Below are 11,976 nucleotides of genomic sequence, written 5' to 3'. Positions count from 1 at the left end.
CCACCCCCCGGATCATGCCTTCGACTGGGGGCGTAAGTCATGCCGGACCCGGCGACCACAGCTCCTTGATCAGGAACCACGAAGAAGGTAACGGGGGTCGCGTTCGCGATCGTCGCACCGGGCTGCTGCGCGCGGCCCAGGCTTTCCGTCCTAATAGGACCATCCGGGTGTCGGCGCGCTCCGCTGCCCGGCCGTGCCGTCCGCTGTTCGGCGCAGCGCGTCCCGCCCGTTCGGCCGCAGCGGGAAGACGGGTTGTGGGCGAACCACGACCCCGTCACGTGCGTAGCATGGCAGCGCCAACAAACACACGAAGCTCGTCGGCGCCGGTAGGTCGGTGGAGTGCGCCGGTGTGCTCGCCTGGTCGCGAGCACGGCCGGTCCGCCCCCGCGCGGCTCCGCGTCCGCTCCCGGGACCAGGCCCGTCCCGGAAGGACCACGAGACGTGACCACCGACCACTACGCACCCGACCCCGACGCCGACACCGCCGCGGTCGTCGACGGCGTCCTGGAGCACCTCGCCGCAGTGGCCCGCGAACGCGGCCTGCCCGACGACCTCCCCGCCGCGGTCCGCGACCGGCACGAGCGCCTGGTGATCGCCAACCGGCGCCTGGTCGTGGACGAACCCGCCCGCCACAACCTGCGCATGACCCTGGTCCTGGTGGCCGCCTGGGAGCTCCTGCGCCCCCACCTCGGCGACGACGGGGCCGTGGAGGTCGTGCGCGCGGCCTTCGTCGAACCGCTCGCCCCCGTCGTGCGGGAGTCCGTCCGGGCGGCCCTCGACGCCGAGCCGGACCCGTACCGCGCGATGGTCGCGCTGGCCAAGTCCCGCGAGACCACCTCGTTCGGCGCGGGGTTCGCCTTCCGGCACCCGGTCGACGACGACCGCCGGTTCCACGCGGACGTGCACCGCTGCTTCTACTACGACGTGCTCGTCGCGAACGCCGCGCCGGAGCTGGCGCCGGTGATGTGCGAGTTCGACCGGAACTGGATCGACGCGATCGACCCGGACCGGCACGGTTTCCGGTTCGAGCGGGCGACCACCATCGGCACGGGCGGCACGCACTGCCCGTTCCACTTCAGCCGGGTGACCGCCGAGCGGGACTGACCTCCACAGTGGAGCGCGAGGTCGAGCGGCAAGTCCCACCGCTCCTCACGCCGGGTGGGCGGGACCGGGCGACAACCCGGCCCCGCCCACCCGGCCCGGCTCAGCTCCCCGGTCGCTCGGAGCGCGGGGGCTGGTCCAGGCCCAGCTCGCGCGCCTCCTCCGCGTCCGGGAACTCCGGGTTGCCCCACTCCTCGACGCGGGTGGGCCCGGCGGCCCGCAGCTCGCTCTCCACCTCTTGTTTGAGCTGGTCGTCCAACACGGGGCCGTGCTGTGCGCTGCCTCGTTCCACGGTGGCTCCTCCGGTGTCATCGGTGCCTGTGCGCACGGTGTACCCGTTGTGCGCCGGATTCCACCCGACCGGGCCGGGCTTCACCGGTCCGTCCGGCCGGCGCGTTCGACGGCGCGTTCGTCGAACGGATTCGACAACGCGTCGAACGCGCGGGCGCCATTTCGAAGCGCCGGGTTGACGCCGCGCCCGCGCCCAGTCGATTTGAGTCGAAACCCTTGTGCCGCCTGGGCGGCGCGGTCAACATCTTGCGAGGCAGCACCGGAACACGCCGCAGTGCCCGGTGGCAGACGCGCGCTCGGTTCCCTCCTCCCCGCTGCCCCCTGCGACGAACGAGGAGCACCATGGCCGACTTGCGCGGCAGGACACGAACGATCCGCTGGTGGCTCGGCCTGCTGGTGACCGGCGTCGTCGCGGTCGTCACGGGCACGGGCCTGGTGGCCGCCACCAGCGCCCAGGCGGCGGCGGGGTGCCGGGTGGCGTACACGACGCCCGCGCAGTGGCAGGGCGGGTTCACCGGGAACGTGGCCGTGACCAACCTGGGCGACCCCGTCGACGGGTGGCGGCTGACCTGGTCCTTCCCGTCGGGCCAGCAGGTCACGCAGGCGTGGGGCGCCACCGTCACCGCGTCCGGGGCCACCGTCACCGCGGCCAACGTCGGCTACAACGCCAGGATCGCCACCGGCGCCACCGCCTCCTTCGGCTTCAACGGCACGTGGACCGGCGCCAACACGGCGCCGTCGGCGTTCGCGCTCAACGGCGTGACCTGCACCGGGCAGACCACGACCACCACGAGCACCAGCACGACCACCACGACGACGACCACGACCACGACGACCACGACGAACCCGCCCGCGGGTGACGCGATGGCCGCGGTCGCCGCGATGGAGCCGGGCTGGAACCTCGGCAACTCCTTCGACGCCACGGGCGACGACGAGACCTCGTGGGGCAACCCGCGCGTGACCGAGGCGCTGCTCGACAACATCAAGGCGCAGGGCTACAAGAGCATCCGCATCCCCGTCACCTGGGGCCAGCACCAGGGCGGCGCGCCCGGCTACACCATCGACGCGGCCTACCTGAACCGGGTCAAGGAGGTCGTCGGCTGGGCGCTGGCGGACGGCTTCTACGTGATGATCAACATCCACCACGACTCGTGGCAGTGGATCGCGGCCATGCCCGCCGACCGGAACGGCGTGCTCGCCCGCTACAACGCGACCTGGACGCAGATCGCCTCCGCGTTCCGCGACTCCTCCTCGAAGCTGGTGTTCGAGAGCGTCAACGAGCCGCAGTTCACCAACAGCTCCGGCGACGCGCAGAACGCCGAGCTGCTCCACCAGCTGAACACCTCGTTCCACTCCATCGTGCGCGGCTCGGGCGGCGGCAACGCCACGCGCCTGCTCGTCCTGCCGACCCTGCACACCTCGGCCGACCAGGCCCGCGTGGACGAGCTGAACGCCACCCTCGCCACGCTGAACGACCGCAACATCATCGCGACCGTCCACTACTACGGCTACTGGCCGTTCAGCGTGAACGTGGCGGGCGGCACGCGCTTCGACGCCACCGCGCAGCAGGACCTGGTCGCCGCGTTCGACCGGGTGCACAACGGCTTCGTCGCCCGCGGCGTCCCGGTCATCCTCGGCGAGTTCGGCCTGCTCGGCTTCGACCGGCACACCGGCACCATCCAGCAGGGCGAGAAGCTGAAGTTCTTCGAGTACCTGGGCCACTACGCCAAGGCCAAGAAGATCACCACCATGCTGTGGGACAACGGCCAGCACTTCGGCCGCACCTCGTTCCAGTGGAGCGACCCCGAGCTGTTCGCCCAGGTCAAGTCGAGCTGGACGACCCGGTCGGGCACCGCGTCCACCGACCAGGTGTTCACCGCGAAGTCGAGCGCCATCACGGCCAAGACGATCACCCTGAACACCAACGGCACCTCGTTCTCCGGCCTGCGCCACGGGAACACCGAACTGGTGCGCGGCACCGACTACACGGTGTCGGGCGACCAGCTGACCCTCAGCGCGTCCCTGCTCACCCGGTTGAGCGGCGCCCGGGACTACGGGGTCAACGCGGTGCTGCACGCGAGGTTCTCGCAGGGCGTGCCGTGGCGGATCAACCTGCTCACCCACGACACCCCGGTGCTCCGGAACGCGACCGGCACGACCGCGTCGTTCGCGATCCCGACGGCGTTCCGCGGCGACCTGCTGGCCACCATGGAGGCCAAGTACGCCGACGGCTCCAACGCGGGCCCGCACAACTGGACGTCGTTCAAGGAGTTCGACCGCACGTTCGCGCCGAACTACACCACCGGCGTCACCACGCTGACCTCGGACTTCTTCGCCGAGGTCACCGACAACGCACGGGTGACGCTCACGTTCCACTACTGGAGCGGCGCGAAGGTGACCTACCACGTCACCAGGTCCGGCGCCTCGGTCACCGGCGCCACCGCCTGAGCCGCCGCGGGCCGGACCCCCACCCGGGGTCCGGCCCGCCGCGTCAGGACCCCTGCTCGCGGAACCTGTCGAGCACCCGGCGCTCCCGCTTGGTCGGCCGCCCCGCGCCCCGCTCCCGGCGGGCCACCGGCACCAGCGCCTCGGGCGGCGGCTTGGGCGTCCGGTCGATGAAGCAGGCCACGGCCTCCGCCGCACCCACCCGCTTCTGGATCACCCGCACGACCTCCACCACCCGCGTGGTGGTCCCGACCCGCGCCCGCACCTCGTCACCGGGCACCACGGTGGCGGAGGGCTTGGCCGGTCGGTCGTTCACCCGCACGTGCCCGCCGCGGCAGGCGTCGGCGGCGTCGTTCCGGGTCTTGGTCAGCCGGACCGCCCACAGCCAGCGGTCCACACGGGTGGACTCCACGCACCCATCATGACCGCCCGCGCGCCGGGACGCGGAGCCGGGTGCCGCCTGTCCTAGGCTTGCGCGGATGGACGCGGAGCGGATTGCGCTGCTGATCGGGGTGCCGCACGCGCCCGACGCCTCGTCCCGGTTCGAACCGCTGGACGAACCGGTGCGGTCCGACCTCGACGGGATGCGAGCGGCGCTCGCGGAATCCGGTTACGACGTCCGGGCGCTGAGCGGGGCCGGTCGGTCGGAGATCGGCACGCGCATCTTCGAAACCGCCCGGGACGCGCCCGAGGGCAGCACGCTGCTGATCTACTTCACCGGCCACGGCGTGCGGATCGGGGACGAGGACTACCTGGTCCCCGCCGACGCGCGAGCGCCGCGCGAGGGGGAGTGGACCCGCCCTTACCGCGAGTCCCTGCTGCCCGCCGACATCAGCGACTACCTGGAGGAATGCCGAGCGGGCACGGTCCTGTGGCTGATCGACGCGTGCCGCGACGTCGAGCACGGCCGGGAGGCGGCGTTCGGCACGCGGATCGAGCGCGGAGCACCGGCCGGCCGGTTCGCCGTCCTGGTCGGCTGCGGTGTGGGCGAGAGCTGCGGCTACTCGGCCGACGGCAGCTTCTTCACCCGGGGGCTGGTCGAGGCGCTGTCCGCGCTGTCGGCCCCGCGCACCGTGGAGGAGGTCCACCGGGCGGCGCGGCTCGCCACCGAGCGCCTGGCCCGCGGGCACCGGCTCACCCAGCACGTCCAGATCCGCTACGGCGCCGACCTGGAGGCGGAGACCCGGGCCGCGGAGATCTGCGACGGGCGCCACCTGCTGGAGGAGTGGCGTGCCGCGGTCGACGACGAGCGGCTGTGGGCGCTCGCGCAACCGTGCGGGGGACTCGTGCCGCGCCTGCGGGAAGGGCTGCTCGCGCTCGTCGGGACCACCGCCAGGGCCGCGCAGGACGCGCACACCCGGTTGCCCGACCCGTGGACCGACGACGACTTCGTCCCCCGGCTGCTGACCCGGCTGGAGGAGCTGGCCCCCTCACCGCCCCGGTTGTCGGCGGTGGAGGTGGCGGTGCTCGTCGCGGCGGTGCTCCTGCGCGAAGCGGCCTGGGCGGCGCTGCGCGGCCAGGCCGCCGAGGTCGACCCGATGCGGCCGGACCGGGTGACCGGGGCCGGGCCGCTCCGCAAGCACCTGGAACAGGTCTACGACCAGCACGCCCACATCACCGACAAGCTGGCTGCGGGCCGCCGCGGTCTCGCCGACCGCCAGGCCGTCGCGTCGTGGCTGGTCGACCAGTGGATCGCGGAGCGCTTCGAGACCGACGACCAGCCCGTCCCGCGCGCACCGGCCGCCGCGTTCGCCCGAGCCGTGCTCGGCGCCGACGAGGGGCAGGCGGGCGAGCTGGCCGGCGTCCTGTGCAGGCTGGCCGCCGGCATGGGGGTGGAACCCCCGCAGGACCGCCCCGACGGCAAGACCCGCAAGGTGTGGCTGCCGGAGGGGCACCAGGTCCTCCACGAGTCCGCCCTGGCGGCCCTGCTGCGCGCGGCGAGCGCCCTGGCGGTCGACGTCCGGGTCCTGCCGGAAGTCGTCGCCGAGCACCTGGCGGTGTCGGACAAGGTGGAGCCCAAGGACGCGATCGCCCTGGTGCGGGACTCGCTCCACTGGCACCCCGACGAGCACGGCTGGCACATGGACGTCTCGTGCCCCCACCAGGCCCTGCACGCCGCCCTGGAGGAGCTGGCCGACCGCGCCGACCGCCTCGTCGTGCGCACGCACAAGCAGGTCGGGCCGGCGGAGGCGGCGCTGCTCACCGGCGTGCCGAGGCGCGTCACCGCCGCCGAGGTCCGCCCCCGCGAACTGGACGGCGACCAGACCGCGTACGACGTGCCGCTGCTGCGGTTCAGCCTCGCCCAGACCGAGGTGCGCGGGCTGCTCATGGGGCGGCAGCTCTACGGCGACCCGGCGCTGGCCGTCCGCGAGCTGTACCAGAACGCGATGGACGCCTGCCGGTACCGGGCGATGAGGTGGGAGTTCCTTCGCCGCACCGACCGGAACCCGCAGGAGTGGCGGGGCCGCATCGTCATCACGCAGGGCGAGGACGAGCGCGGTCGGTTCATCGAGTGCCGAGACAACGGCGTCGGCATGGGGCTGGAGCAGCTCACCAACACCTTCACCCGGGCCGGCAGCCGGTTCGAGCGCTCCAAGTCGTTCCGGCGTGAGCAGGCGACGTGGCTGCGCAAGGCCCCGGACCTGCGGTTATACCCGAACAGCCGCTTCGGCATCGGTGTCTTCAGCTACTTCATGCTCGCCGACGAGATGACCCTGGTGACCCGGCAGGTCAGCGTCGACGGCGTCCCGGCCGCCGAGGCGCTGCGCGTGGACATCGCGGGCAGCGGCAGCCTGTTCCGCATCCAGCCGCACACCGGAGGAGGCGACAACCTCACCGGGGGCGGGACCCTCGTGCGCCTGTACCTGAGGGACGACCCGGACCTGGCCACCGTCTCGTGCGTCGCGACGCTGCGCTCCCTGGTCAAGCTGAGCGAGTTCGAGCTCCAGGTGGGCGAGGACGACCTCGACCCCGTGACGTGGGAGCCGGGGAAGCTCCAGCTGGACCGGACTCATGGGAGCGAAGCGCAGCACGAGGCCGTGCCCGGTGTGCTGTGGTGGGTCAACGGCGCGGGCGCGATCCTGTGCGACGGCATCAAGACCGACCAGGTGACCTACGGGTACGTCCTCAACCTGACCGCCGAGCACGCCGGCACGCTCAGCGTGAGCCGCAACGAGTTGCAGTCTTACGACGAGGAGTGGGCGCGGCGGAACTGGCGACAAGGCGCGCGGCGCCTGCCCGAGTGGCCGGGTTTCACCATGCAGTGGTTGTGGAGCTTGGCGGAGAAGAGCCCGGTGGCCACCCGAGAGCTGTGGCAGGAGGTGCGCGGCAAGGGGCTCCAGGTCCGGGAGAGCGCCACCGGCGACACCCTCCGGGACCTGGACGTCATCGGCATCTTCCCGGCCGACCGGTTGGTGGTGCAGAGCCGGACATCCGCTCTGCCTCAGGGCTCGACGCGCTACGTCTCGCCGTGGCGAGTAGCGGTGCTGGGCAAGCGGCCGGGGACCGAGTCGTGGGTCGCTCCGGAGTCTCTCACCGGTCACCCTTTCCCCGAACCGGATGACACCGCTTTGATCACGGAATACGGCTTGACGTGGATTGGTGTCGTCGGCCAGGCGAGGCTTCGGTCCATGACGGTCGCCGAGACGGTGCGAAGTCTGCGCCGGCTCCGCATCGCCCATCCCATGTTGGCGCCGCCACCGGTCAGAAGCGGATATCTGAGTTGGTGCCCGGACAAGTTCGACAAGGAATTCGTCGAGCTCCTGGTCGGTGATGCGATGCGGCACGGCAGAGTGATCACCAGGAACCTGGTGTTCGCTTCCCAGCGCTTGAGTCGTCCTCTGGGCTGGTTGGTCGAGCGCTTCGCCCGGTACGCCCCATTGCGCCAAGTGGTCATCCCCGAAGTCCCACCGTACCACCGGCGTCATGTCTGCACCGCAGATGAGGTGGCGATGTTGTTGATTATGGGCAGTGGAGCGCCCATGCGCCCCGTGGGAAGGGTCGAGCACGCCGCGGATGTACGACAGATCTGCGTGGAACACGGCTTCGAGGTGGGTGATGTCCTCGACTGCCTGCGCCGTTTCCAATGGCTCGGTTGGCACGTGCCCGATGCCGAGGAAGTTCGGAAGTTGATGGTGCTGGAGGCCGATCTCGTGCATCTCCTGGTCGACCGGAACGGTGAGATCAGGGAGCAGGGTTGGGGAGACGTCCTGTACCTGGCGGCAGGCAGGAACATCACGCTCGGTGAAGCGGAGGAGGTGCTGGCCGGCGCGGCGGAGGAGGTGAAGACCCGCTGTGCTCGCCGCTGGAGCGGGTCGGACCTCGCCGGTGCGGTGCTCTCGCCGGCCGCCGGGGCCGTGGTGCGGAAAGCCCGTGAACTCGATACCGCTGTCGAGAAGGGCTTCGGCTTGTGGGAGTTGGCGAGCGCGCTTCCCAGTGATTTCGACGTCAAGGAAGTGCCTGGACTGGTCGACGAACTGCGGCGGACGGGTATCGAGATTCAGGGGGACATCAGACTGATCACGGAGTGGGACGGGCTCACCATGCAGGCCAGGTACGCGCTGAGCGGTGTCAACCCGGCCTGGGCGTCGAGGGGGATGATCGCGGCGCCGACTTCAAATGCGCTGTTCTCCGCGGCTGTCGGGCTGGGGCAATCGCTGGGGGGCGTACGTGAACTGGTGGCAGCCGAAGCCGTGCATTTTGGGTTTCCCGTTCCGGTTGTGCCCGACGAGCTTCGCGGGATCCGGCCAACCTGGCGGGAAGAACGGGCGTTGCTCAGCAGCGGGAAGGAATCCTACGAAGATGACGAGGTCCCGGTGTGGCTTCCGGTTACCGCGATCGACCTGGCCCTCTACGCGCGGACGACCGGACTGGACGTCGGAACCGCATACGAACGGCTGGAGTCGTTCCGACCGATGGGCGCACTCCTCCCCGAACTCCCGCCGAGGATGGTCGACGACCTCAAGAAGATCACCGTCGATGCCCGGGACCTGCTCGCACTCGACGACGAGTACCGCCTCACCCGGTCCGACGAACCCCTGCTCCCGCTGGACCTGGTCAGCATCGCGGCCCGGCTCGGCGAACCGATCAGCCGCACCTGGGATCGCATCCGCCCGTACCTGGAGCTGATGCCCGAACCCCGGGTCACCCACTTCCCCGACGAGATCCCGCGCTGGCAGGACCTGGCGATCCTCTCCCACCACCTGGACGGCAAGCTCCCCGCCATCACCGGCGCGGTCGACCCGGCCCACGTCACCTTCGTGGCGGACGAGGTGGGGGAGTCCGAGGAGTGGGTGGTGGACCGCCTGCGCCACTACGCCGACATGTTCGGCCTGGACCTCTCCGCCCCGGACCTCTCCGCCCTGTCCCCCTCCGCTCCGACGCACGAGGAAAACCGATCCCGTTGACCGAGCACGACTTCACCCTCGCCTACCGCCGGCAGCGCCTGGGCCCGGTGGCCGAGGGCTTCACCCGGCACGAGGACCGAGAGACCCGCACGACCACCGTCACCGGGCGCTGCCCGCGCTGCCAGGGCCCCACCACCACCGAGTACCCGTGGGGCGCCCCGGGCACCGGGACCAAGAGCTTATTCTTCCGCAAGAAGCAGGAGGAGCCGCCGGACCTCCTCTACTCGGAGCCGCTGTTCTGCGAGTGCGGCTACGCGCACGACGGCATGCCCGCCGACGCGGTCCTGCGCGGCTGCGGGGCGGAGTGGCGGGTCGAGCGCCCCGAGGGCGACTCGTGAGCCTCCGCACGGTCCCGTCCCGGGTGGTCGCCGCGACGCCGCCGGCGAAGACCTGCCCCTAGCGCACCCACCCGAGCCGCAGGAACACCGACTCGCCCGGCGCGTCCTCCAGCCCGTCGTTGTCGACCGCGCCCACGAGCCGCCCGCCCACCACGGCCAGTCCCTCCGGCTTGTCGTGCGCCACGCCGCCGCCGGCGGTCAGGGCGGGCAGCAGGTCGCGGACCAGCCGCTTGGCCACCAGCGGCTTCGGCCGGCCGGCCGGGGTCGGCGCGAGGCCGGTCAGCTCCACCCGGTACACCTTCTTGGTCCGCGCCGCCCCGCCGCGCTGGTTGTCCCGCTCCAGCACCAGCAGCGCGCGGTCGCCCAGCGCGGTCACCTCGGACAGCCCGACCCACCCGGTGGCGGCGGCGTCCAGCGGGTACGCGGCGAACGCCCACTCGCCCGTCGCCGGGGTGAAGCGGGCCAGGGTGGCCTGTCCCGGCACGTCCGCGCGCCACTCCCGCTGCACGGCCAGCCAGACCTGCTCGCCCGCGCCGCGCCCGGTGGTGGTCACGCCCTCGAAGCCGTTGCCCGTCGCGGTCGCGGCCAGGTCGGCGGGCAGCGGCACCTCGCGCGTCACCGCGCCCGACGCGGCGACCTCGACCAGCAGGTTCGGCAGGGACTTCCCGTCGCCCTCGGCGGCCAGCCAGTACCCGCCGCCGTGGCGGGCCGCGACGCCCTCCGCGTCGTACCCGACCGGCTCCCCGCCGCGGGTGAGGGTCAGCTCGCGGTGGACGCGGGCGGGCGCGGCCAGGGTGTCCACGGTCAGCACGCGCGTCGGCGCGTAGGCCGAGTCGGTCACCGCGACCGCGTCGCGGGAGTTGCCGGGGATGCCCGAGAGCCCGGAGAGCGCGCCGAACGCGATGCCGTCCGAGACGATCGACGGCGAGCCCTGGTTGCGCGCCAGCGACACCGGCAGCGGCAGCCCGGTCAGCCGGTACGAGGTGAGCGAGGACCGCACGCCGTCGTCCGCCGCGTCCTCCTCGGCCGACACCACCAGCGTGCCGGTGGCCGGGATGGGCAGCAGCCCCTCCGGGCCGACGCCCGTCGGCAGGGCCTGCGCGAACCGGGGCCGGCGGGGGTCGGTCACGTCGTAGACGGCGACCAGGTTCGCCCGCTCCAGGCCGACGAACGCGTACCGGGTGCGCCCGAACGTGGCCACGGCCAGGCCCTCGGGTTCCGCGCCCTTGTTGTCGGACCGGCCGTCCGGGTACTGGCCCTGCCGGATCGCCACCCGCTCCAGCTCGTTGCCCGACGAGAACACCACCCGGCCGGACGCCGCGTCGAACACCGTCCAGGTCCGCGAACCGCCCACGTAGTCGCCCTCGTCGGCGGTGGCGAGCGTGCGGTCGTCCAACCAGGCCACGGCGTCGGGCTCGCGCGCCGCGGTGATCGTGCCCGTCGGGTCGACCCGGCCGTCGTCGGCGGTGTCGACGCCCCGGACGGTCACCGCGCCCGCGGAGAAGTGGTTCACCACCCGGGCGGAGCGCAGGTCCACGATCGCGACGTGGTTGTTCTCCTGCAACGTCACGGCGGCCTGGCCGCGGCCGTTGACGCTCACGTACTCCGGTTCCGGGTCGCCCGGCGCGACCTCGGCCAGCCCGGTCAGCTCCACGCGCCGCGCCCGCCACGCGGAGGGGTCGCCCCGGAGTTCCACGACGGCCAGGAAACCGGCCGGCGCCTGGGGGATCGCGCCCTCGGCGACGTCCTCGTCGCGCTCGTTCTCGATCGCCACGGCGGCGTACCGGCCGTCGGGGGCGACGTCGATCGAGTCCGGCTGCCCGCCGAGGTCGTGCCGGGCCACCACGGCGCGGCGGTCGACGTCGACGACGAGCAGCGCCCCGGACGGCTCGGCGCGGGACGCCGAGGTGTTCACCGCGACGAGCGCCAGCCGCCCGAGGACGTCCACCGAGGTCGGTTCACCCGGGACGTCGAGCACGCCGGTGGGCCGCAGCGCGCCCCCGCGGTCGAGGCCGGCGAACCCGATCCGCCGGGCGGGGGAGTCGGTGTAGACCACGGTCCGGCCGTCGGCGGTGGCCGCCGCGATCTCCGCGGCCGTGTGCTGCTCCGCGGAGCTGTTGGCGTGGACGGGCATGGTGTCGACGCGCTGGAACCGCTGGTGCGCCGTCGCCGTCGCGGGCGACGTCAGGAGCGACGTGGCCGTGGCGCAGGTCAACAGCACCGCGACGACGCGTGCGGGACGGGCCACCGGGGGCCTCCAACCTCGTTCGGGGTCGGCGCATCCTGCACCGCCCCGGCGACCCCCCGGTGAACGCCGGGTGGCGAACACCGGGTGGCGCGGCGACTTCTTCGGCTGGAGCTCTCCAGCGGGAGCGCCGTGCCCCTCGGCGCCGTGT

7 protein-coding genes are annotated in these 11,976 nt (G+C 72.5%); 4 read left to right on the top strand and 3 right to left on the bottom strand.

What is annotated here, in order from left to right:
• Positions 1-441: 441 nt before the first annotated feature.
• Positions 442-1,104 carry an L-2-amino-thiazoline-4-carboxylic acid hydrolase gene (locus ABD223_RS10590; RefSeq protein WP_344035867.1) on the top strand — a complete coding sequence of 221 codons (663 nt, stop codon included), beginning with the start codon at positions 442-444 and terminating at the stop codon, positions 1,102-1,104.
• A gap of 100 nt (positions 1,105-1,204) precedes the next feature.
• On the opposite strand, the gene ABD223_RS10585 is transcribed toward ABD223_RS10590, so the two are convergent.
• A complete protein-coding gene (locus ABD223_RS10585) occupies positions 1,205-1,393 on the bottom strand; it encodes a hypothetical protein (protein WP_344035866.1) in 189 nt (62 codons plus the stop codon).
• Positions 1,394-1,734: 341 nt separating this feature from the next.
• Here ABD223_RS10585 and ABD223_RS10580 point away from each other — a divergent pair, with 341 nt between their 5' ends.
• Positions 1,735-3,840, top strand: coding sequence for a cellulase family glycosylhydrolase (locus tag ABD223_RS10580; protein WP_344035865.1), 2,106 nt, complete (start codon positions 1,735-1,737; stop codon positions 3,838-3,840).
• A gap of 43 nt (positions 3,841-3,883) precedes the next feature.
• Here the strand turns inward: ABD223_RS10580 and ABD223_RS10575 are convergent, their stop codons facing one another.
• Entirely contained in the window at positions 3,884-4,249 is a 366-nt protein-coding gene (locus tag ABD223_RS10575; RefSeq protein ID WP_344035864.1) for an RNA-binding S4 domain-containing protein, read from the bottom strand.
• Between the two features lie 67 nt (positions 4,250-4,316).
• Here ABD223_RS10575 and ABD223_RS10570 point away from each other — a divergent pair, with 67 nt between their 5' ends.
• Positions 4,317-9,242: an HD domain-containing protein gene (locus ABD223_RS10570; RefSeq protein WP_344035863.1), complete on the top strand. Its 4,926-nt coding sequence runs from the start codon at positions 4,317-4,319 to the stop codon at positions 9,240-9,242.
• On the top strand, positions 9,239-9,580 hold the full coding sequence (locus ABD223_RS10565; protein ID WP_344035862.1) for a hypothetical protein: 342 nt from the start codon (positions 9,239-9,241) through the stop codon (positions 9,578-9,580). The genes ABD223_RS10570 and ABD223_RS10565 overlap by 4 nt, the downstream gene beginning before the upstream one ends.
• A gap of 58 nt (positions 9,581-9,638) precedes the next feature.
• Here the strand turns inward: ABD223_RS10565 and ABD223_RS10560 are convergent, their stop codons facing one another.
• The gene (locus ABD223_RS10560; RefSeq protein WP_344035861.1) at positions 9,639-11,828 is read right to left on the bottom strand and encodes an esterase-like activity of phytase family protein; all 2,190 of its coding nucleotides are present in this window, start codon (positions 11,826-11,828) and stop codon (positions 9,639-9,641) included.
• Positions 11,829-11,976: the final 148 nt, after the last annotated feature.

The organism is Saccharothrix xinjiangensis (assembly GCF_039527585.1).
In the GTDB taxonomy this organism is placed as follows: domain Bacteria; phylum Actinomycetota; class Actinomycetes; order Mycobacteriales; family Pseudonocardiaceae; genus Actinosynnema; species Actinosynnema xinjiangensis.
Note: the sequence above shows the minus strand (reverse complement) of the source record. Positions and strands in the feature narration are given on the sequence as shown.